Source organism: Bacillus cereus group sp. BfR-BA-01311, from assembly GCF_022664295.1.
In the GTDB taxonomy this organism is placed as follows: Bacteria; Bacillota; Bacilli; order Bacillales; family Bacillaceae_G; genus Bacillus_A; species Bacillus_A cereus.
In genome coordinates, this window is the sequence record NZ_JAKUHC010000007.1 from 75,012 (window position 1) to 96,904 (window position 21,893).

Sequence of the window (21,893 nt, forward strand, 5' to 3'; positions counted from 1 at the left end):
TAATATTAAAAAGACTTATGCGTAATTCACATAAGTCTTACTTTTGTTACTCATAATTAATTATTCGTCCTCGTCTTCAAACTCATATAAGCTATCAAGTAATTCTGCAAAAGATGAACAAACAGGATAGATGGATTCTTCCATTTCTTCTTCCTCATGGTCCCAAAATACGACTGTTGGTGACTGAGGATTATTTCGGTAATCAAAGCATAGAAGGTTACCAAACGGGTCTCTAGCAAAAGGATATACTTTATCTACCAATCTATCTTTTATACTATTATATGTTTGCAGCATAGAAATTTTTCTCTCAGAGTCTAAGGTTAAAAGGTTATTAAGTGAATCTTCATCCTGATTAGGAATATTGAATGTATCTGGAGTAGGATAGCCACCATCATATTTCTTTACACACTCAATAAAATCATTAGGAAATTTAATACCAAAGTACTCTTCTAATTGTTCAATTTGTTCATCTGTAACTTTTTTCTCACTTACATTAATCCATGTAATGTTGTTCATAATTATAAAACTCCCTATTTATCACTATCTTTTCCCCCATCTTCTATATGCTTCCTTAAATAATAGTACCTATGGAGTTCCATAATGAAATGAAACAAAATAAACGAAAACATGGAGTATACACACATTAATACAATTGCTACCATCTTTTGTGTTGCAAAACCAAGACTGATATTAGCAATGAGTTGACCCAATCCTACAAAAGCCACTACTCCAAAACCAGAGTTTTTTTTCGATGATTTTATTTTTTGATTGATTCCTGAAGTTTTTTAATATGATTTTTATAATAATAATTCATAGCAAAAATATACAAACCAACCGAAAAAATAAAATAGATAGGGGTTTGTAATCCTAACATTCCATATGCAAACTTTTGGGTTATAACTAATAATCCTACTGAACATACCATGCCAAATACCCCACGAAATAGAGTGTATTGTAATTGCTGTTTCCTAGGATTTATAACAATCTATATCGCCCACAATTTACACTTAAATACATTGGTATCAATAAAGAAGAAAAGGATAATATCCTTGATACATTTCTCCTTTAATTTCTTTAAAATATATATCAACCTATTAAAAAGCAAATATTAGTCTTCTTTTTTAATTAAAATATTAAAAGCAAAAAAACTTTAATACAAATTCAAACCCATAAATAAAATTTAATTATTTTTCTTACATTATTCTTTTAACATACTTAAAAACTCACTAAAATTATCTGCAACTTCACTAGTTACCTGATTCAACTCTTCTGATTCTTCATGATACCATACCACAACAGATGGTATTTCCTTTTCTCTAAAATCTAAACAAAGAAAATCACCTGCGAATAAAACAGCAAATGGAATAACATTTATCCCTGTTAAATCTTCATCATCCGTTAAACGAGTATCGATATCAGATAATACAACCTCTATATCATACCAACCATTTTCATCATCATCTTCTGGGTCCTCCAACAAACATAAGAAACGTTCAATTAAAAGTTCGTTTTTTTCATGTGAAAAAACATTAGTAATTGGAATAGAGCCATTATATTTTTTCAAAAAATCTATAAAATCATTTGGTAATTTTATCTCACAATATTCCTCAAATGATTCAATTAATTCATCATTTGGTGATTGAAGTTCACTACCATTTTTAATCTTCATTTTAATTCCTCCATTTCTTTACCTACCTTTAGATCTATAAGACCAATGTCCTTCACTCCGCCCACCTTTATGAAATATGCTATTATGTATTCCAAATGGTACTAATTCCATTTTACCTGGCATCTAACCATTTAAATTGTTGTTTGTCACTTGCCAACCACATTTCCTCTGGTAACTCATCCGATTTAATAATTAAACCAGCTTTCTTAAAATCAGGATATTGTGTACCTAATTTCATAGGAACATCAGGTATTAAACCTTTCTCAATAGCAACCTGCTTAATAATAGCTTTTTGGGGAGCTGTTAATTTTTCTCCACCACTAATCTACCTCCATTTCCACGGACTATTAGAATTTACTACTGCAGCATTATATTCTAATTCAAAATCGAGATATTTCCCTTCTACAGCATCGTCTAAAATCTTTATATATTCATCCACTTCATATAAATTTTCTATAAAATCAGATACAATAGCAATCTCTTCCTGTAAACGAATTCTTAATCCACTAAATGGATCACACCAAAATTCATGCGAACTATCTCTCCACCCATCATCATATCTAAATACCTTTAGATTCTTTTGCAATGACTATTGCTGATAATTATTTAGGAAAAAAGACTTTAAAACCTGAGATAATGGAGAAATATGAAATAATAGATAGAGCTGACCTCTATAAGAAGTCAGCTCTATCTATTATTTCAATTCTTTATTTTTTCCTTTTTTAAATTTTTTTTGTTTATCTTGCCAAATATGAATTAAATCTACTAATTCAATCGTTTCTATCTCACAAAAATCTCCCTTACCATCTTCAGCCAAATTGTCTAGGACAGTAGTTGTATCTTTCCGAATTTCTAAACCACAAATGTTTCCATTTACTACTACGTAATTTTCTTTCCCATTTAAAACACTATGTATTTCTTCTAAAATCCAATCTCCAAACGCAGAAACTTCAACGCCTAAAAAAGTCTCCATAAGTTTAATTTCTTGAGGAAGCCTCATAACTAGTTTTCCATTGGTAAGTACTTCAAAGCTATATGGATATTTCATTACTATTGTACTCCTTTATACTAAAGATAAAATTTATTCCGCTGGGAAAGCAGAGATAATTTTCCCATTCCCATCTATATACATGCTAATCCTTATACCCTCTGAACCTATTCCAGAATATGTGTTACCAAATTCATACGTTCTATTATTATATGCTTCATTTATATTATCTACAATCTTTTGCGGGCTCCAATCTTTAGGGAAAAATGTAGAAAATCCTCTATTTCCAGTTTTAGGGGTTCCATTCACTTCTACCCTAGCTTTATAAATGCCTTGATCATTTAATATCTCTTCTGTTCCGCTAATTATTTTTCCAGGTGTATTCTCCAATACTTCAGTATGATAACCCATTGCGTCACCACGCCAATTTATTTCACCCTCTAGGATATGTTTGAGTGTATTTGGTCTAAATTTTTCTGTATGTTGTAAATTAGATATAATTTCCCTATTAGAAAGTGAAGATCTATGATTTTCATTAACAAAATTACTCCCACCATAATTACTTTCACCTCTAGCAAACTGATAGGTCGACAGCTTTTCTTCAGCTTTTTTAAAATCAGGCGTATCAAATCTAAACCGCAAACTATTTCCACCAGCAAAAGCAAAGCGATCTCCCATTTGTAAATTACTTGTAATATGTGAAACAGCTTGCGGAATCTTATTTTTTGCTAGTTTGGTCACTTTACCTGCTTGACCTAATTTACTTGCTTTACTTAATCCTTTATCACCAATAAGTCCTAATCCAACTTGTGTTAAAGCATAACTTCCCCATTTAGCACGACTTTCAGCATCTCCATTTATTACATCATTAATAAATGAATCTGACAATGTATTATACATGGTACTAAGGGTATCAATAGGGTGCAAAGCAGCGTTCCCCATGTTTTCCCACGTTTCCCAATCTCCTAAAGCTTTTATTCCGTCTATTGTATCGCTAACTGCTTGTCCCGTACCCTCTACAATACCGTCCCAAATTTTTTCACCAGTAGATTTTTCAGGTAGCTTACCACACATTTCACCTTCTTCAATTGAATTGGCAGCTTGTCGTGCCCTCTCTTCTGTAATCGCTTGAATTGAAGTTGTCCATTCCATATTCAACCCTTGCGTACTAAATGTACCACTTGCAGGACTAAAGCCTTTTCCACTTTGAACTTCCGCAAGACCTGCAGCAATACTAGCTGCTAATTGAAGTGCTGTACTATAATTATTACTAGAGGTCTGATTGAATTGATACAAATGATCCAGCTTTTCTTGCAGTTTTTTCCTCATCACAGTAAAAAGATTCGCCATAGCGTCCATACCTGGGATTGGCATAGCTTGACTGATGGCTTCCATACTTGCTTTCATTCGGTCAATTTCTCGAATTTGTTCTAATATTTCTTGTTCAATTACATCTGTGGAAGCGACTTGTGATTGAAATTGACTTGGAAAAGCATCGTTCTGGCGAATTAACTCTTCACACAGATAAATGATTCCTTGCGCTAAAGGACGAAAGGTTTGTACAAAAAATGATTTTGCACTGCTATAAGTTTGTCCTTGTAGAACAGTATCAATTGCAAAGGCATCAATTGACTGAATGACTTGTTCCATACCTTGAATAGTAGCGTTACATACAGCATTCATACTTTGAGTTTGGCCTTGTACTTCTCCTAAATACATATTTAAGCTCATGCATTGACCTCCCTCGCTAATTGTTGTTGTTGATAGGAAAGGTCGTTTTCTAAATCACTAAGGTTTCGTCTTTCTTTAAGCAACGTTTCTTTTTGGTTTTCTAATTCAAATGTGACTTTTCGTTCAATATGTTGTGCCTCTTGATATGTATTCATAAAAAATTGAGACATTTCTCTATCACCATACCAAGTTCCTAAAATTCGATCAAACAAACGATGGTTTCGACCTCTCCATTCATAAAAATCTGCTTCCGCTTGCTCCTGAATGTGAATCGCGGATTGATTTCGGTCTTGTTCTTCAAATACACTTCTTAACTTTTGATTTACTTGATTGATTTGTTTTTCAATATCTTGACTCATTATATTCCTCCTACTATTTTACCTTTACGTAGGTTGTCACATTAGCGAAAAGTATTGTGAAGTTCGTTATCCATTCTCTCAAACTCTTGGGCTACTGAATGAATATTATCGACCGCTTGTTGAAAGGCAGTGGAAAATTGTTTCGTAAAATCTAACATTTGTTGATTCGCTTCTTGTGCTTTGGAATTAACAGATAGTGTTGTACGCGTCGCCTTTGTTATAGAACGATTTGTTGCACTTTGGATTATATTCGAAGCTGTTCTCATCTGCGTAGCAATTTGTTGTGCCGTTTGAAAATTACTTTGAAATTGTCCCATCACTCAAATCCTTTCTCTAATTTTCAGAACATGCCAAAGAAATCCCAATAAATATATGAAAATTCCCTATCAATATCACTCTTTTTAAACGTGTGTCCAGCTAAGTTGGGCATGCAATCAAATGAGCCATACAATATAAGCTGTATGGCTCATTTGAAATGCTTGTTATATAGAGTATGACAATTTTTATTTCAAACCGAAATTACGTGATAATTCTTCATCATGAGAAGCAACAGCCTCTGCAGTTTTATTAAGCTGCATATTAATTTCTTGTAATAGCTGTGCGAAGTTTTGTACTTTTGGCTTTAATTGATTGAACTGTTGGTCAAAACCTTCGAAAGCACGACCTTCCCATTCTCCTCTTAATTCATTTTGTAAATTTTGTAGTTGACTTAAAATGTCCTCAATTTGATTTGCACCTTGTCCATATTGAGCTGCTTTCGATTTAAGCTCCTCTGGTGACATACGAATTTGTCCAGCCATTTTCATTTCCCCTTTAATACATAATGAGCAAAATATAAATTGGTTAATTTTACTAAATATATTATAATGTATTATTTTGAACTTTAAAACATTTTATCTTTCTATTGAATATTAGAATATTAATATTCAACTTTTTCTTACTTTACAAGATTTTATGCAAAAAAGACCACCAAAAGGCAGTCCCTCAAAACTCAATCCCATCCCGCGCTCCACTACTTTCTCATACAAATAATTCGCAACGATAATATCTACTACAGCCAAACTAACTGATTTGAAAATAGTAATCTCTTCATCATTTTCGCGTCCGTTTTTTCCCTGCTTAGGATTTGTCCAATTTCGGCGTGGAGATTGCTAGTTTTATCGGAATTTGAAGATCACCTGTTTCTAGATCCTATTCAATTAAGCAATCCTACAAATGCCTCTTCTTCCTCATCTATAAAACCTACAAATATAATTTCTTCGATATCCTCATGATTAAATACAAATGTATACTCAGGATTAATATATCCTTCTGGATAAAAACAGCCAATATAGTCACACATCACAAGTTCTTTAATCCCAAGTTTTTGTTTTCTTCCATAGTTATTTATGTGAATTCAGCTCGTTTTTTTGTTTTGGGTGAAAAAAATTTTTTAACTTGATAGCAATGTGGTGCTGCCCCTATTAGGCAAATTCGACAAAGAAAAAACACCCAAAGGTGCCTTCCTCCCACTTGAACCATCTTAATTTTATTGTGTTGTTATTATATAAGAAAAGAAGACATCGCTTAAGATGTCTTCTTTTACTTGTACACTTGGTGTTAAGAAGGTATTTATTGCTTAAAAACCATAAAAAAATATAACAATCATCGAGTAAACCTATTATAGCATCAATAAATAGAGTTTTTATATGCATTTTTACATATATATAGATTTATTTATGTTTTATCTATATAGTTAAATTGTCTGTTTCTTGTTTTAATTCGTTTGTTTATTTTGAGTGCTCCAGCAATGGAGCCTTTTTTTATGCAATAAAACATTTTCTTAGCATTACTTAGTTGATCTATATTAACTTTACCCTCTTAAATTATATCTATATTTTACCAAAAAATCATATGGATAACCAGTTTTTTCTAATAATCTATTGGATTGATAATTTTATTGTTAGTTGTTAATACTTATTAGAAAATTCATCATGCAATGAAAATTTAGAAATCAAGAATTATAAAAAACTTATAGTATCTTTTGGAAAAGTATATTTAAAATTTGTATATTAATATGTTATAATTTAATTTCTAAAACTACCAAAAAAGGACTGCCAGTAATGGTGGTCCTTTTTTATATCGGTGAGATTGTACTAGGTTGAGCAAAAAAATGGAACCGAAAAAGTTATTTCTAATGAGGATAGCCTTCTTATGATGAAGTTTCATTCAGTGGATCTGCAAGCAAACATAAAAGAAGGAAAAAATTACGATTTTACTTTACGTGGATATAGAGTACCTATACTTTCATGGTTTCCAAATTTAGATGGTGCCGAATCAAAAAATTAGCACTATTCTTTAATAAAAAATCCTACTCATTTTTTAATGAGTAGGATTTTTTATTAAAGAGCTATTTCGTATTAATTTGTGCCATCATTTAATATGCTATTTTAAAATATTTTCTAAATTTGATAACTTATTATCTAAATTTCCAAATTATATACAGCACTATCAATTAAACAATTATTAAATATATCTTCTATCTAAAACATCGTATTATCATTAGCTGCTTCACTTGGAATCTCTTGAATTACATCCCAGTGTTCGAGAATCTTTCCATCCTTGATACGAAATATATCCACTATAGCAACTCCCTTATCTTGAGAATTAGTACGAGAATGTACATGAAGAGCAACTGTATCCCCTTCAGCTACTACACGTTTAATCTCTGCAGAGGAATTAGGATTTTTAACAAAATCATCCTTAAAGAAATCCATGAAGGCTTTTCGTCCATCAGCAACAAAAGGATTATGTTGCTTATAATCTTCGCTAACATATTTAGGGATAATATCGATATTATGTTTGTTAAAAACTTCATTATAGAAATCAACTACCATCTTTTTATTCTTTTCATTTTCTTTTACTTCTTTTGATACAGAAGCGACATTTTCGCTCTTAATTGAGTTCCCTTTGTTATTACCAGTGGAAGCTTGATATACCAAAGTCGAAACTACTCCTAAAATAAATACAGAAATAATTGTTATGATTAAACTTTTCTCTAATTTCATATATACCTACCTCTTCTACTTAAATAAGTTTTCTTCTATTGTTAAAGTTATTAACTAATTATCATATTTTTATCTTGTTCCGATAAAGTGAAACTTTAATCAGTGGGGGTTTTGTTCATCCCCCACTGATTATTAGCCCACACCAATCGGACTTTTACGGACAGTTGATCCCCCACCTAACTTCTTTGCTTCCACTGAATTTTGAGGTGGGGGTCTTACTGCCCGTTAAAGCGGGATAAAATCTCCCACTCCCATTTATCTGAAAGTGTAATAGTACTGGCGAATATTCCGGAGATAAATGTCAGGTAGCTTAAGATAACATGTTTGCTACTATATCCTAAATTTTCTTAATATAAATTTTTAAAACGCGCTTCAATTTTATCCGGCGTCATTACGCCACCACCAATAGGAATAATTTGATTATCCTTTTGTAAAAGTAAGGAAGGATAGCTATTAACACCAAGCTGTCGAACTTTATTGAAATCATTTTGGACATCTATTATTGTTTCTTGAGCGTTTAAACGTTCTAATACTTGTTCAGGGTCCAAACCATGCTCGATTGCAATTTTGCGATATGTTTCTGGATCACTCAGACTTTGGCCCTCATAATAAAACGCTTTTTGCATAGCCGAAGTGAATTCTAATAAACGGTCTGGCGCTAATGAGCGTAAAGCTGAAAAACCAATTGCAGCATCTTTCGAATTCATTTTAAAAGTCCCTTCCTCCACCAATTTTTGATAGGAAGGACCAAATTCAGCACCTGTAAGTTGATTAATTCTTTTATTTCCTTCTTCTATATATGAAAAGTTTTTCATTGGTAAATTATCTAAAAATAACCCTCCACATAAAACCGTTAATGGTACTTCAGTGTGGTTTTTGTAAAATCCTTTAATACTTTCTGAAAAACCATAGCACCATCCACAATATGCATCCCATACGTAAATAAGATTATCTTGTTTCGTCTCCATTTAAATCTCCTACCTTTTTTTTATTATCCAGCTCAACTAAATTTTTGGTTTATATAAGTACATCTTTTTATACCTTATTCTTTTTTAGATACCTTACTATATTTCCCCAAAACTAATATTTCCAAAGAAAGATCCACCAAGGTTTTTAACAAAAGATAACGTTTCACCTTATTGCCCCGTAACAGAAAATACTAAAGCTTAGAATATGCATCGATTTGAATGTGTTAGTAACTTTCTACACCGGGTGGCAACGTATGGACCACCATCCTTAATTAAATATATAAATCATATTTTTAGCAGATATTAGTTGTAACTAAATTGATTATATCTTTATGTAACTATTTTAGTTACAACTAATATAGAAGTCAATTCTTTTTTTCGAAAACATTAAATTTCTACATTAATCTACAACTAATCCCACTCTTTACAAAAATATATCAACGATTATTCAATTATATCGATCGTAACTCCGAATATATCAACGTTTCGACACAACATATCGATTTACCGACACAACATATCGATTTACCGACAAATTTCGAGCGCGTTATCTCCTAAACTAACAACCAATCCCACACCCCAACGCAAAAAAAAAAAGCACCAGGTCCCCCTAGTGCTCTCCCTCTAAAACAAATGACAAGCCACCTGATGCCCCTTCGCAATCTCAACCATCTTCGGTACTTCCTGCGCGCATTTTTCAGTGGCGAATTTGCATCGCGTTCTAAATTTGCAGCCGGATGGTGAGTTTAGTGGGCTTGGTACTTCTCCCTCTAGGATGATCCGTTCTTTTCCTATGTTTGTTGGATCTGGTTCTGGCATGGATGAGAGTAGTGCTTGTGTGTATGGATGTGCCGGTTTTGTGTATAGGTCTTCGCTGTCGGCAATTTCTACTATGTTTCCTAAGTACATGACTCCGATGCGGTCTGATATGTGCCTTACCATCGATAGGTCATGTGCGATGAATAAGTATGTGACGCCTGTTTCTTCTTGGATGTCTTGCAGCATGTTTACGACTTGTGCTTGGACTGAGACATCGAGTGCTGAGATTGGTTCGTCACATAGGATAAAGTCTGGTTTTACAGATAGTGCGCGCGCGATGCTAATGCGCTGGCGCTGGCCCCCGCTAAATTCGTGCGGGTAGCGATATAAATGTTCTTCTTTTAAGCCTACCTTTTTGAGCAGGTCTAATATGATTTCTTTTTGTTCTTCTTTTTCATAAGATCCATGAATGTTCATTGGCTCACTAATAATTTGGAATACGTTCATTGCCGGGTTTAATGATGCGTATGGATCTTGGAAAATGATTTGCATTCTTTTTCGATATTCTTTTAGTTCACTTTCCTTTAAACTTGCGATATCTTTTCCGTCAAATAAAACGTTACCTGAAGTGACATCGTGTAAGCGAATGATACTTCTTCCTGTCGTTGATTTTCCGCAGCCAGATTCTCCTACTAACCCGAATGTTTCACCCTTTTTAATAGTGAAGCTTAAGTCATCGACTGCTTTTAATTGCTCTGTTTTTCTACCGAATAGTCCTTTTTTAATAGGAAAATACTTTTTTAAGTTCCGAACTTCAATTAAGTTTTCTTCATGCATGGGAATCACCTACCGCCCTATCATTTAACCAGCACATGGAACGCCTTCCGTCTCCAATTTCAAAATATGGCGGACGTTCTTTTTCACAAATGTCCATCGCATGCGGGCAACGCTCTGCGAATGGGCAACCTTGTGGCGGGTTTAATAAGTTTGGCGTTACACCTTGAATAGGAGCGAGTCTTTCTTTTACGCCGTTCGCTATTTTTGGCAAAGAGTTTAATAGCCCTTTCGTATATGGATGATTCGGCGATTGGAAAATATCAAGTACAGGTCCTTCTTCCATAATAAGCCCGCCGTACATAACGATAACGCGCGTACAGTTTTGCGCGACGATTCCTAAGTCATGCGTAATAAGAAGTAACGCCATATTCGTTTCGTTCTTTAAGTTTTTCATTAAATCTAGTATTTGTGCTTGTATCGTTACATCAAGTGCAGTCGTCGGCTCGTCCGCAATAAGAAGGTCAGGGTTGCAAGACATCGCCATTGCGATCATAACTCGCTGCTTCATACCACCGCTTAGTTCATGCGGATATTGTTTTACCCTTTCTTCTGGCGACGAAAGGCCGACTTGTTTTAACAAGTTAATCGCGATTTGCTCTGCTTCTTTCTTTTTCACTTTTTGATGACGTATAATTACTTCCATCATTTGTTTCCCAATTTTCACGACCGGATTCAGCGCTGACATTGGGTCTTGAGAGATAAGTGAAATTTGATTTCCTCTAATAGAACGTAATTCTTTTTCAGATTTAGAAAGTATGTTTTCATTATGAAAAAGGATTTCCCCTTCTTTCACTTTTCCTGGTGACATAACGAGAGACATAACAGACTTCGCCATTACACTCTTTCCGCTTCCAGATTCCCCAACGATACCGACTACTTCTCCTTTATTTAAGCGAAATGTAACGCCGCGAACCGCTTCAACTTCGCCACTTTCTATGAAAAAAGAAGTCTTTAAATTTTTCACTTCTAGTAGTTTTTCAGACACGCTTCTCACTCCTTTCACTTAACACTTTAGTTTTCATGTCCGGCTCCTTTTGGTGCGAAAGCTTTCTTCAATGCTTCACCAATTACGTTAAAACTAAGTACCGTTAAAAGGATAAGAAATCCTGGGAAGAGCGTTAAATACCAAGCTTCACCAATATATCCTTGCGCATTGTTTAGCATGCTGCCCCAAGAAGAATCTGGTTCTCTAATACCTAAACCTAGGAAACTAAGTGATGATTCCATTAAAATTGATGTCGCAATCGTTAATGTCGCGGCGATAATAATGGTTGATAAAATGTTAGGAATGATATGTCTTACAATAATCATAAGTGACTTTTGTCCTGATACTTTTGCGTATAAAACGTACTCACGCTCTTTTACAGATAACGTTTCTGCCCTTACGATACGGGCGGTGTCCATCCATGTTAGTAATCCGATAATAAGAACTAACGTCGTAATTCCTGGTTTTAAATACGCATTTAATAATAGCATTAAAAAGAATGATGGAATTGACATAAGCACTTCAACAACTCGCATTAAAAAGTTGTCTAACTTTCCGCCAAAATACCCGCTAATTGTTCCAACTGCAGTACCGATTGTAATAGAAACAACCATCGCAAGGAAACCGACCGCAAGTGAAACTCGTCCGCCATATAACGCTCTCGTTAAGTAATCCCTTCCGTAATCATCCGTTCCGAAAGGATGACTCATACTCGGTTCTTGTAAGCGATCTGGAATCGACATTTTGCTAGGATCGTACGGCGACACGAATGCGAAAATTGATGCGACCGTTAAAATCGCAAGTATAATAACTCCCATTGCAACAAACTTATTTTTCGTAAAGCTATGTTTTATCGTTTGAAATCTCCTATTATTCATTCCAAATCACCCCCTCATTCGAATGCGCGGATCTACTACGCCATATAAAATATCAGCAATTAAGTTACCGAGAATTAACATGAATGATGATAGTAATGTAATTGCCATGATAATCGGATAATCAAATCTAAAAATAGCATTTACCCCAAGTGAACCAAGTCCTGGCCATGAAAATACTGTTTCCGTAATAAATGCTCCACCTACTAAACTTGGAATCGATAATCCGAAAATTGTAATGATCGGTATTAATACATTTCGAAGTACGTGATTAAATAAAACCGTTTTCTTTGAAGCGCCGTACGCATATTGAATTTGTACATATTCTTCTTCTAATTGCTGAATCGTACTTGAACGAATATATCTCATATAAACAGATACGTTTTGGAACGCTAGCACCATGCAAGGTAAAATGCCGTGTTGCACAATATCCCAGACAGAATCTTTACCTACGGTGCGCATACCCATACTCGGAAGTAGGTTCAATTTTAAAGAGAATAAGTAGACTAATAGTAGTGCAAACCAGAAAACCGGCATAGAAATACCAACGTATGAAATAAAGTTTACAATGCGGTCAAAGAATGAATTCTTTTTCACACCTGTAAATAGTCCAAGCGGTATTGCGATTACGAATGAGACGAGTAAAGATGATCCCATTAATCCAATTGTTGCAGGTAATCTTTCTGTGATAAGTTCCAAAACAGGACGATGATTTTGAAGTGAGTAACCAAAGTTTCCTGTTAAAATGTTTTTTAACCATAAAAAATACTGCACGTAAATTGGTTGATCTAGTCCTAAACTTTTGCGAATACGCTCCACATCAATTGGACTCATGTTTGGCGTTACAAAGTTTCGAACCGGATCCCCCGGTGCTAGTTTTATTAATAGAAAAGAAATAATAGAAATAACAAATAAAAGCGGAATTGCATTTAAAAGCCTCTTCGCAATTACTTTATACACAAACTTCCCCCCTCAAGCTAAAGAAGCTGATTTCCACCAGCTTCTTTATTGTTTCTTATTTCACTTCATAAATCTTAGATAGATCTTCAAACATTGTGACAGGAATTGCTTTCGCTTCTTTTAATCCATCAAACTTTTTATCTACTGCAATAACTGCTTTCGGATACGCGATTGGTAGATAAGGTACGTCTTCTCTAGCTGTCTCTTGAATTTTATGGTATAGCTCTGCGCGTTTTGTTTTATCTGTCTCAACTGCAGCTTCTTCCCATAACTTATCGAAATCAGCGTTTTTATATCGTGCATAATTGTATTCAGCATTGCTTAAGAATAAGCTCTTATATGAATCTGGCTCAGGTCCCATTATGTAACCACCAAATGTAATGTCATATTCTTTATTCTCTTTATCTAAGCCTTTTTCACTTGCCGCACTAGCATCTAATGCATTTAGTTCAACTTCTAAGCCAACTTCTTTTAATTTTTGTTGTGTATATAACGCTAAGCTTTCCATAATTTTATTATTCGTTACATACATCACACGTACTTTTTCTTTATCTTTCACGCCAGCTTTTGCTAATAAATCTTTCGCTTCTTTTTTATCATACTTATAGTCTTTAATATCTTTCGCATAATACATAGCGTCTGGCGTTAAGATTGAATTTGCTGGTTCTGCAAATTCACCTGAAACGAATGCTGAGTTAATCATTTCTTTCTTATCTAACGCATGTGCAATTGCTTGGCGCACTTCTTTTTTCTTCATAAGCTCCGTATTCATGTTATAAGATAAGTAGAATAATCTACCTTCAGGGAATGTCACCATTGAGAAGTTCCCAGTGCTATCTAATTTCTTAAAGTCTTGTGGCTCAATCATCTTCATGTTGATTTGACCATTTTGCAGTGAAACATTTGCTGTATTACGGTCTTTTACAACTCGGTATACGATAGAGTCTAATTTAGCTTTCCCACCTACATAATCATCAAATCGATCTAATGCAACGTACTCATCTGATTTATACTCTTTAAACTTAAACGGCCCTGATCCTACAGGCTGTAAGTTTTTCTTACTCTTCGCTAAATCTGCTTCCCCTTCAAATACATGTTTCGGAATTGGGAAGAAATCATTCATCACACCTTCGAAAGATGCGCTTACTTGTGGTAAAACGAATTGAGTTGTTAACTCATCTACCTTTTTCACCTCAAGCGGCTTTCCTTTAAAAATAAAGTTTTCACGACTTGAGCTATTTTGCTTCTCATCCAAAATAGATTGGAATGTAAATGCTATATCGTCTGATGTAATTTTCTTACCATCATGCCATTTCAAATTATCTTTTAACTTCAGTGTCCAAGTTAATTGATCTTCTGAAGGCGTAAAGCTCTCAGCAAGAACAAACTTTTTCTTACCGTTTTCCATATGATATAGCGGCGCATATAAAGCTTGCTGCACAGTTAATGACACACGATCATTCGCATAAAGCGGATTCATCGTATCTGGATTATCGCTAACACCAATCGTTAACGCCCCTCCGTCTTTCGGAGTCCCTGATTTACTAGTTCCTGCTTGCTTCGAATCTTTTTCCCCTGAACAAGCAGCTAATGCAATAAATAATAGTAGGACAAATGGTAATACAAACAACTTCTTCTTCATATTTCGACCCCTCTCGACTATTTACACCTATAAGAAAACTCGGAATTAATACCGAGTTTTCTTATAGGTTTTAAATTACCACTACCCGTATGTATTGTCAAACTTTTTCGCAAAGGTAGAAAGTTTGTAATCTATTAATGCATTCTTGCAATAAACTATATTTATGCGGAGGAGAAAATAAAAAGACCACGAATAAGTAGCCTCATAAAATGAGGTAAAAAACTATCAACTTACAGAAAATCCCTCTAAAATGATTATTTTATATGATCGAAAATGTAGAATGGGATTAAAGACAAAAAACACATTTAGGAGGTTATCATGACATTTGATGAATTGAAAAAAAGACCACCAAAAGGCAGTCTCAAAACTCAATCTTATTCCCTACCCCTTGCTCCAACGCTCTCTCATACAAATACTTCGCAACGATAATATCTACTACCGCCAAACCAACTGATTTGAAAATAGTAATCTCTTCATCATTTTCGCGCCCAGCTTTTTCTCCGCTTATAATTTGACCAAGTTCAGCGTGAATGGCGTTTGCTTTGAATAGACCTTCTTTTATCGGAACTTGAAGGTCTCCTGTTTCGTCTAGTGCTGCTTCTTTTGATTCGACTACTACTTTGTTTGCTTTAGCTATGGCATGTGAGGGTAGTTCTTGCATGCTCGGTCTGAATGAGCCGACGGCGTTTACGTGGACGCCTTTTTGCAAGATTTCTGAGAAGACTGGTGTGGTTGCGTTCGTAGTTGTCACGATGATGTCTGCTTCACGTACTGCTTCATTTGGATCCTTGTAAACGTAAGCAGGTTTACCAAATTTCTCTTGTATATATTGCGCAAATGCATACGCTTTTTCTTCTGTGCGATTGTATAAGATGACTTTTTCGATATCTCTAACCGCAAATATTGCTTCGGCAATTCCTTTCGCTTGTTCACCCGTGCCGATAATGCATAAAGTTTTTGCGTTATGACGAGCTAAATATTTTGTCGCTACTCCTGATAAGGCGCCCGTTCGGATCATCGTTAAGTACGATCCTTCTAGAAGTGCGAGCGGTTCTCCCGTTTGAAAGTCTGATAGCATCACAATCCCATTGATCGTTTTCTTTCCTATCTGTTTATTTTGCGGGACTACCGTTACTATTTTTACTCCAAGTGCCTCAAGTCCTTCCGCTACTGAAGGCATAATTAATGCCGTATTTTGCTCGTTCGCAAATGGTAATGAGCCTCTTATTGGTGTAATCGTTCTTTCTGCGGAAAATTCTTTTAAAGCAAGCGCCGCGTATTCAATAACTTCATTCATATTTACTAAGTTTCTTTGTTCGTTCGCGCTTATGACAAGCATATCTTTCCACCCCCTCCTCTTATCCTAACAAAAATCCTCGATTCAAATCATCTCTCGGATCTACAACGAACTGATGAAATCCTGTAATAAAGGCATTCCCCGTTACTTTTGGAACGACAGCTTCATATGTATCTACTGCGGTTACCGACAATACTTCCCCCTCGAATTTCCCGTCAGTAATGCATTCATGGACGAAAATTTCTCCCTTTTGTAAAGCATCTTTTCCAAAAAGAGTTGCGATTCTTGCGGAAGTTCCTGTACCGCAAGGAGAACGATCTACTTGCCCATCAGCAAAGATTGTTACATTTCGTAAAGTTGCATCTTTCTCTTTCGGATCATCTGAGAAAATAACGCCGTATATTCCTTTCAATCCTTCTTCAAGTGGATGTTTCACTTCCATTTTGCTCTCTATATAATGTTTAATTTTACCGCCCCACATTTGAATAGCAGATAAATCTTTGAAATCAACTTTCAAACCAAATTCTTTACAGTCTACAACAGCGTAAAATGCTCCTCCAAACGCGATATCTACTTGAAATTCATAGTTATCTATTTTAATAGGAACGTCTTTTTTGTATACAAATGAAGGAACATTTTCAAATGATACAGATTCTACTTCACTCCCGTTATATTTTGCATACGCAATAACTTCTCCGGCTGGGCTATCAATAATGAACTTTTGTTTTTCACCCTTTACTTCCAACATGCCTGTTTCAATTCCAACTGTAATAACAGCGATAATGCCATGACCACACATCGTACTCCATCCTTCATTGTGCATAAATAACACACCAAAATCAGCGTGGGCACTTGCTGGCGGTGTAATGATACAACCGTACATTCCGTGATGCCCTCTCGGTTCATACATCAGAATTTCACGAAGGTAATCCAAATGTTCCATGCAGTAGGCGCGTCTTTCCAGCTGCGTTTCTCCTTTTATTTCTGGCACTCCGCCCGTAATAATTCGAAGCGGCTCCCCAGCTACGTGTGCATCAATCGTTGTATATATTTTACTAACCTTCATTTCTATCTCTCCCCTATACGTTGATACTCTTTTCATTGCAAATATCATGCCAACGCATAGGGGATAAATTTGTATGCATTGTTTAGAAAAACATACACTACTGTCTATTTTTTTATACACTGTCCAGAGGCTATGTTATGGGGGCCCCCTTGATACAACCAGTCTTATTATTTTCAATGTAAAGTTACTTCGCTCCCCAACATATACTGTTCAAAAGCAAAAAGGAAGTGATCCCATGTATTACGGAACAAAGGGCTGGTACGTAGCTGAACTAAAAAAATTAGGCGTACGCTATCATGAAGGACGAAAACTAGAAAGTTACCGCGGACACATATTACGCAATTTATTAATCGCACAACAAGAGAAATTAAAAGAACAGTAACATTCTAATGTAACGATATCGGCGATTCGACATGTAATATCGACTTATCGACAAATTTCGCTAATTCATCTACCTAAACCACCAACCAATCACACATCAAACTACAATAGAAAAAGGTCACCCAAACGGGTGACCTTTCTCTTTCTATTCACAAACAAGAATTTGTCTAGTAAATGATCCTTTTCTTGTAATACAGCGATCTGTAATTTCAAATCCTGCTTCATGGATCATGTCGTCCATTGTCTCCATCGTTACAACGACTACCTTTTTAGCGATGCGGCGCGCACTTGAAAGAATGGAGAGCTGGTCTTCTGGTGTGGCATGCGTAAATAAGTCATACGGCATATCGATAATGGCAACGTCATAGTTCTCAGTAATTTCCTCGATTGGACCTTTTGTTACTGTTCCTTCAAATCCGAAATGTGCGATGTTTTTTCTCGTTCCAAGAACTACAAGTGGATTTATATCTCTACCAACGATGTTAATCCCCATAGAAAGTGCTTCTACTACTACTGTTCCAATACCGCAGCACGGGTCAATTGCTCGTACTCCCTCTGGATTTGGTACAGCGATATTTGCAACTGATCTCGCAACACGTGTGCTAAGTGATGTCGAATAGCTATGCGGTTTTTTTATGTGATGATACCAAACTGGTTCGCTTTCTACATAGTGCCCGAAGTACCAGCGCCCTCCAAGAGGAACAATCCCAAATACACGCTCTGGATTACGAACATCCGCTTCTCCTTCAATATGCATGCCAAGGTCTCGTTCAATAAGACGTCTTTCTCCATATTCAATTTTATTCTCCCCAACGAGGTCATTGATTTTAACGAAGATAACTTTAAATGTCGCTCCCGCCAAATCAATTTGTTCCACTTGTTTTAAAATGCTTTCTAAGTCGTCCCCTTCATACATAACTTCAATTCGCTCTTTCATAAACGCACTTCTACTAGGGTCAATTTTGACATCACTTTTTAAAATATTAACGTGGGACTCCATTCCAAAGAACGAGCGCATTTCCAAGTAACATAAAGCACGCTCCTCCTCACGAAATGCATACGTATATATACAGGCAGGTGTTTTACTATGATTATTCAATCTATTATCATCCTCTATCGTTTAAAATTGTTCTAATTACAATTACTCAAATACTTTTGTATATAAAATTAAATGATATCATATGCCGGAAATAAAGAGAAACGTTAATAAATAAAAGAGACTGCCAATGGCAATCTCTTATTATTTATTAACGGAAAGAAGACACGTTGTTACCCATTTCTTCATAGTAATCTAAAATACCTTGATAAATAGCTTCCGCTGCACGTTGTCTCCATTCTTCAGTAGCTAGTTTTTCACCTTCACCTTTAGCATCGATAAAACCTAGTTCAGCTAAAATAGCAGGCATTGTATTGTATTTCACTACATAGAAGTTTTCTGTCTTTACACCTCTATCATTTGATTGAAGTGCTTGTACTAAACGTTTTTGTACTTTTTCTGCTAGTACACGGCTTTCTTCTGAGTTTGGATTTGTTGCTGATCTGTAGTAGAACGTTTCTGTTCCTTCTACTTGTTCATTAAACCCGTTTGCATGAATACTTACGAAAATATCACCTTTATTTTCTTGTGCAAATTCTACACGTTTTTTCAAAGATTCACCAGGGGTATTTCCCGGACGCGTATCATCATTACGTGTTAATAAGACAGTAAATGGTGTCTTTTGTTCAAATAGTTTTTGTACACGTAAAGATGTATCTAATACAATAGCACTTTCATCCATTTTCACACCAGAATGACCTGGATCAACTCCACCATGACCTGGATCAATGATAATCGCTTTGCCTTCTAAGAAATTACCTTGCTTCACTGGGTTTAATTGATTTTTATTAACCCATTGGAAACCAGCGCCCATGCGGATACGAATCCAACTGCCGCTCTCTTCAATAACAGTTACTTGTTGTGCGTTATGTGTTCCCATTACTTTTGACGAAGAAGAAGCTTCTGCATAAGTAGTGAACCCTTCATTAATAACTTCTGTTTTCTCTACTAAAGGTGTCCATTTATCACCGTTACTTGTTGCAATTTTGATCCATCCATCTCGTTCTTCTTTAATTTCAACCATTTGTGGATTATGCTGATTTGCACTAATCCCAGAACTTAATGATGGTGCGTGATATGTAATGAATTTTCTATCTATGTACATTTTCTTTGTTTCTACTGGACGATCACTATTCTTGCTAAATTTATCTGTTTGCGCAGTAAGCTGAGCTGCTTGTTCACGCGTAATAGAATCATTCGGTTTCCAGCCATTCTCTGTACCTAAAGAAAGTTTTAATTCTACTAAAATATTAACTTCTTCTTTACCCCAATGATTCTCTAAATCAGCAAATTTTGTAGGAACTGGTCCTGTTACTTTGCTCTTCAAATTATATGCTCTTACAAGCATAGCTGCCATTTCAGCACGAGTTACTTTTCCTTCAGGATCAAATACTCCTGGTTCTCGTCCCTTAATAATATTCTCTTTTTCCATGGCTGCAATAAATGAAGCTGCCCAACTATTTTTCGCATCATTATAAGACGGCTTTGCATTTGGATCTACTTTAGCACCAATTGCTGTTGCGATAATCTTTGCTGCCTGGGCACGTGTTAAATTTCCGTATGGCATAAAGTTACCATCTGGCATACCGTTAATTACATTTCTCTCTACTAAATAATAAATTGCGTCTTTCGACCACGCACTATCTGAAACATCAGGAAATTTCTTCGTTTCTGCTAAACTACTAATTGGATGTGCTAGTAAATTTGCTGCTAATAAACCTGCGGCTATTGCTTTGTACTTCATGAAAAATAAATCTCCTCTCAAAACTTCATATTCATACAATTTTTTTAATCAAGCTAACTAAAAAATATTAACTATTAATTAATTCCTTTCATAGTGTATAACATTATATATCTATAGTAAATACGTTTCCGGTCGTATAACAAAAATCGCATATATATAACTTATAATGAATGTATATAAAAAACTTTAATCAGCCCTCACCAATCGGGCTTTTACAGGCAGCCCGGTCCCCATCTAACTTTTTTGCTTTCGCTGAATTTTGAGGTAGGGGTCTTACTACTCGGCAAATAGCGGGATTAAAAAGCGATTAGAACATGTCTCCTAATCGCTTTGCCAAATAAAAAGCTGATTAAAAATAATATCTTTAATCAGCTCTCTATTATCTATGAAATTATTCTTCAATTAAATTAGACATTACATATGCATACACTAATGCTTCTGTATGCGCAATAGAACTTTCATGTGTACGTTCAAATGCGTGAGAAGAATCAATACCCGCTCCAATTAACGCATGTTTCACATCAAATCCCGCGCGAATCGCAGCTGATGCATCAGATCCGTAGTATGGATAAATATCTACTTTATATTCAATATGATTCGTTTTCGCAAGCTCTACTAAATGTTTACGCAGTGCGTAATGATACGGGCCGCTAGAGTCTTTTGCACAAATAGATACTGTATATTCATCAGATGCTTGTCCATCACCTAACGCTCCCATATCAACTGCTAAGTATTCAACAGTTTCTTCAGGAATGTTAGAATTACCACCGTATCCAATCTCTTCATTATTAGAAATTAAGAAATGCGTCGTATATGGTAATGTTACGTTTTCATCTTGTAATCTTTTAATTAATTTTAATAAAATCGCAACACTTACTTTGTCATCTAAATGACGGGATTTTATGTATCCACTCTCTGTAATTTGAACACGCGGATCAAATGAAACGAAGTCTCCTACTTCAATTCCTAATTCGCGTACTTCATCAGCTGAAAATACGCGCTCATCAATACGAACTTCAATATTTTTCTCATCGCGTTTTGCTTCACCTGCATCTTTATATACATGTACAGATGTTTGATGCATTAAAATCGTTCCTGTATATGTCTTGCCACTTGATGTTTCAATTTCGCAATATTCCCCTTCTACAGAGTTCCAGCGAAATCCACCAATCATAGAAAGACTCAGGCGACCATCAGGCTTAATTTCTTTCACCATCGCACCTAACGTATCAACGTGTGCCGTTAATAAGCGGTGCTGCGCATCATTCTTCCCTTTTACCGTTAAAATAAGAGCTCCCTTATTATTACGTTTCGTTTCTACGTTCCACTCACTGACATAGTTTTCAATGAAATTAATAATTTTTGCTGTATTTCCAGATGGACTTGGAATAGAGACAAGCTCCTTAATCAGTTCCATCGTTTCTTTCGTATGGTGTGCCATTGTCGTTTCCTCCTCATTTTCTCTACTATTCAGTATACAAAATTCGCC

At 35.4% G+C, this 21,893-nt stretch carries 22 protein-coding genes and 4 pseudogenes; 2 read left to right on the top strand and 24 right to left on the bottom strand.

What is annotated here, in order from left to right; translation table 11 throughout:
• Positions 1-60: 60 nt before the first annotated feature.
• The gene (locus tag MR136_RS17545; protein WP_001060032.1) at positions 61-516 is read right to left on the bottom strand and encodes an SMI1/KNR4 family protein; all 456 of its coding nucleotides are present in this window, start codon (positions 514-516) and stop codon (positions 61-63) included.
• A gap of 14 nt (positions 517-530) precedes the next feature.
• Positions 531-1,003, bottom strand: a pseudogene (locus tag MR136_RS17550) (hypothetical protein); the annotation flags it as partial.
• Here MR136_RS17550 and MR136_RS17555 point away from each other — a divergent pair.
• Positions 995-1,069 (top strand): annotated as a pseudogene (locus MR136_RS17555) (integrase); the annotation flags it as partial. The pseudogenes MR136_RS17550 and MR136_RS17555 sit on opposite strands and share 9 nt — an antisense overlap.
• Before the next feature lie 129 nt (positions 1,070-1,198).
• Here MR136_RS17555 and MR136_RS17560 read toward each other — a convergent pair.
• From MR136_RS17560 to MR136_RS17645, 19 genes and pseudogenes are all read right to left on the bottom strand, one after another.
• On the bottom strand, positions 1,199-1,669 hold the full coding sequence (locus MR136_RS17560) for an SMI1/KNR4 family protein (protein ID WP_017674472.1): 471 nt from the start codon (positions 1,667-1,669) through the stop codon (positions 1,199-1,201).
• 18 nt (positions 1,670-1,687) lie between these two features.
• Positions 1,688-1,792: an HNH endonuclease gene (locus MR136_RS17565; RefSeq protein WP_098343272.1), complete on the bottom strand. Its 105-nt coding sequence runs from the start codon at positions 1,790-1,792 to the stop codon at positions 1,688-1,690.
• Positions 1,793-2,024: 232 nt separating this feature from the next.
• A pseudogene (locus MR136_RS17570) lies at positions 2,025-2,255 on the bottom strand (hypothetical protein); the annotation flags it as partial.
• A gap of 108 nt (positions 2,256-2,363) precedes the next feature.
• Entirely contained in the window at positions 2,364-2,717 is a 354-nt protein-coding gene (locus MR136_RS17575; RefSeq protein WP_242259546.1) for a type II toxin-antitoxin system toxin, read from the bottom strand.
• 33 nt (positions 2,718-2,750) lie between these two features.
• The gene (locus MR136_RS17580; RefSeq protein ID WP_000056051.1) at positions 2,751-4,388 is read right to left on the bottom strand and encodes a ribonuclease; all 1,638 of its coding nucleotides are present in this window, start codon (positions 4,386-4,388) and stop codon (positions 2,751-2,753) included.
• Positions 4,385-4,747, bottom strand: a complete 363-nt coding sequence (locus MR136_RS17585; RefSeq protein ID WP_000076122.1) for a DUF3958 family protein — start codon at positions 4,745-4,747, stop codon at positions 4,385-4,387. The genes MR136_RS17580 and MR136_RS17585 overlap by 4 nt, the downstream gene beginning before the upstream one ends.
• 41 nt (positions 4,748-4,788) lie before the next feature.
• On the bottom strand, positions 4,789-5,064 hold the full coding sequence (locus MR136_RS17590; protein WP_000529655.1) for a TIGR04197 family type VII secretion effector: 276 nt from the start codon (positions 5,062-5,064) through the stop codon (positions 4,789-4,791).
• 186 nt (positions 5,065-5,250) lie between these two features.
• Complete coding sequence (locus tag MR136_RS17595; protein ID WP_000918587.1) at positions 5,251-5,547, bottom strand: WXG100 family type VII secretion target; 297 nt, start codon at positions 5,545-5,547, stop codon at positions 5,251-5,253.
• Between the two features lie 126 nt (positions 5,548-5,673).
• Positions 5,674-5,826 carry an ornithine cyclodeaminase gene (locus MR136_RS28615; RefSeq protein ID WP_230641402.1) on the bottom strand — a complete coding sequence of 51 codons (153 nt, stop codon included), beginning with the start codon at positions 5,824-5,826 and terminating at the stop codon, positions 5,674-5,676.
• Between the two features lie 116 nt (positions 5,827-5,942).
• Positions 5,943-6,128: pseudogene (locus MR136_RS17600) on the bottom strand (DUF4176 domain-containing protein); the annotation flags it as partial.
• A gap of 1,141 nt (positions 6,129-7,269) precedes the next feature.
• Positions 7,270-7,794 (bottom strand): nuclear transport factor 2 family protein, encoded by a 525-nt coding sequence (locus MR136_RS17605; RefSeq protein WP_242259547.1) that lies wholly within the window; start codon positions 7,792-7,794, stop codon positions 7,270-7,272.
• Positions 7,795-8,141: 347 nt separating this feature from the next.
• Positions 8,142-8,762 (bottom strand): DsbA family protein, encoded by a 621-nt coding sequence (locus MR136_RS17610; RefSeq protein ID WP_000448622.1) that lies wholly within the window; start codon positions 8,760-8,762, stop codon positions 8,142-8,144.
• Between the two features lie 624 nt (positions 8,763-9,386).
• On the bottom strand, positions 9,387-10,358 hold the full coding sequence (locus MR136_RS17615; RefSeq protein WP_000544130.1) for an ABC transporter ATP-binding protein: 972 nt from the start codon (positions 10,356-10,358) through the stop codon (positions 9,387-9,389).
• Positions 10,351-11,343, bottom strand: a complete 993-nt coding sequence (locus tag MR136_RS17620) for an ABC transporter ATP-binding protein (RefSeq protein WP_017674477.1) — start codon at positions 11,341-11,343, stop codon at positions 10,351-10,353. The genes MR136_RS17615 and MR136_RS17620 overlap by 8 nt, the downstream gene beginning before the upstream one ends.
• A 26-nt stretch (positions 11,344-11,369) precedes the next feature.
• Positions 11,370-12,221, bottom strand: coding sequence for an ABC transporter permease (locus tag MR136_RS17625; RefSeq protein ID WP_001065278.1), 852 nt, complete (start codon positions 12,219-12,221; stop codon positions 11,370-11,372).
• 6 nt (positions 12,222-12,227) lie between these two features.
• Positions 12,228-13,178, bottom strand: a complete 951-nt coding sequence (locus tag MR136_RS17630) for an ABC transporter permease (protein ID WP_000278778.1) — start codon at positions 13,176-13,178, stop codon at positions 12,228-12,230.
• 55 nt (positions 13,179-13,233) lie between these two features.
• On the bottom strand, positions 13,234-14,820 hold the full coding sequence (locus MR136_RS17635) for an ABC transporter substrate-binding protein (RefSeq protein WP_063245595.1): 1,587 nt from the start codon (positions 14,818-14,820) through the stop codon (positions 13,234-13,236).
• Positions 14,821-15,181: 361 nt separating this feature from the next.
• The gene (locus MR136_RS17640; RefSeq protein ID WP_000960320.1) at positions 15,182-16,159 is read right to left on the bottom strand and encodes an ornithine cyclodeaminase family protein; all 978 of its coding nucleotides are present in this window, start codon (positions 16,157-16,159) and stop codon (positions 15,182-15,184) included.
• Between the two features lie 19 nt (positions 16,160-16,178).
• A complete protein-coding gene (locus tag MR136_RS17645) occupies positions 16,179-17,183 on the bottom strand; it encodes a proline racemase family protein (RefSeq protein WP_017674479.1) in 1,005 nt (334 codons plus the stop codon).
• A 106-nt stretch (positions 17,184-17,289) separates the two neighbouring features.
• Here MR136_RS17645 and MR136_RS17650 point away from each other — a divergent pair, with 106 nt between their 5' ends.
• Positions 17,290-17,565, top strand: coding sequence for a YflJ family protein (locus MR136_RS17650; protein ID WP_121868505.1), 276 nt, complete (start codon positions 17,290-17,292; stop codon positions 17,563-17,565).
• Positions 17,566-17,709: 144 nt separating this feature from the next.
• Here MR136_RS17650 and MR136_RS17655 read toward each other — a convergent pair whose 3' ends face one another.
• From MR136_RS17655 to MR136_RS17665, 3 genes are all read right to left on the bottom strand, one after another.
• On the bottom strand, positions 17,710-18,663 hold the full coding sequence (locus tag MR136_RS17655; protein ID WP_001059319.1) for a TRM11 family SAM-dependent methyltransferase: 954 nt from the start codon (positions 18,661-18,663) through the stop codon (positions 17,710-17,712).
• Positions 18,664-18,811: 148 nt separating this feature from the next.
• Positions 18,812-20,404 (bottom strand): N-acetylmuramoyl-L-alanine amidase, encoded by a 1,593-nt coding sequence (locus MR136_RS17660; RefSeq protein WP_017674480.1) that lies wholly within the window; start codon positions 20,402-20,404, stop codon positions 18,812-18,814.
• Positions 20,405-20,795: 391 nt separating this feature from the next.
• On the bottom strand, positions 20,796-21,845 hold the full coding sequence (locus MR136_RS17665; RefSeq protein ID WP_000930085.1) for a M42 family metallopeptidase: 1,050 nt from the start codon (positions 21,843-21,845) through the stop codon (positions 20,796-20,798).
• Positions 21,846-21,893: the final 48 nt, after the last annotated feature.

Coding starts and splice junctions, on each gene's coding strand:
- MR136_RS17660 (WP_017674480.1), bottom strand. CDS start 20,404: ATGAAGTACAAAGCAATAGCCGCAGGTTTATTAGCAGCAAATTTACTA.
- MR136_RS17575 (WP_242259546.1), bottom strand. CDS start 2,717: ATGAAATATCCATATAGCTTTGAAGTACTTACCAATGGAAAACTAGTT.
- MR136_RS17580 (WP_000056051.1), bottom strand. CDS start 4,388: ATGAGCTTAAATATGTATTTAGGAGAAGTACAAGGCCAAACTCAAAGT.
- MR136_RS17560 (WP_017674472.1), bottom strand. CDS start 1,669: ATGAAGATTAAAAATGGTAGTGAACTTCAATCACCAAATGATGAATTA.
- MR136_RS17615 (WP_000544130.1), bottom strand. CDS start 10,358: ATGCATGAAGAAAACTTAATTGAAGTTCGGAACTTAAAAAAGTATTTT.
- MR136_RS17595 (WP_000918587.1), bottom strand. CDS start 5,547: ATGGCTGGACAAATTCGTATGTCACCAGAGGAGCTTAAATCGAAAGCA.
- MR136_RS17640 (WP_000960320.1), bottom strand. CDS start 16,159: ATGCTTGTCATAAGCGCGAACGAACAAAGAAACTTAGTAAATATGAAT.
- MR136_RS17645 (WP_017674479.1), bottom strand. CDS start 17,183: ATGAAGGTTAGTAAAATATATACAACGATTGATGCACACGTAGCTGGG.
- MR136_RS17665 (WP_000930085.1), bottom strand. CDS start 21,845: ATGGCACACCATACGAAAGAAACGATGGAACTGATTAAGGAGCTTGTC.
- MR136_RS17590 (WP_000529655.1), bottom strand. CDS start 5,064: ATGGGACAATTTCAAAGTAATTTTCAAACGGCACAACAAATTGCTACG.
- MR136_RS17545 (WP_001060032.1), bottom strand. CDS start 516: ATGAACAACATTACATGGATTAATGTAAGTGAGAAAAAAGTTACAGAT.
- MR136_RS17625 (WP_001065278.1), bottom strand. CDS start 12,221: ATGAATAATAGGAGATTTCAAACGATAAAACATAGCTTTACGAAAAAT.
- MR136_RS17585 (WP_000076122.1), bottom strand. CDS start 4,747: ATGAGTCAAGATATTGAAAAACAAATCAATCAAGTAAATCAAAAGTTA.
- MR136_RS17605 (WP_242259547.1), bottom strand. CDS start 7,794: ATGAAATTAGAGAAAAGTTTAATCATAACAATTATTTCTGTATTTATT.
- MR136_RS17635 (WP_063245595.1), bottom strand. CDS start 14,820: ATGAAGAAGAAGTTGTTTGTATTACCATTTGTCCTACTATTATTTATT.
- MR136_RS17610 (WP_000448622.1), bottom strand. CDS start 8,762: ATGGAGACGAAACAAGATAATCTTATTTACGTATGGGATGCATATTGT.
- MR136_RS17565 (WP_098343272.1), bottom strand. CDS start 1,792: ATGCCAGGTAAAATGGAATTAGTACCATTTGGAATACATAATAGCATA.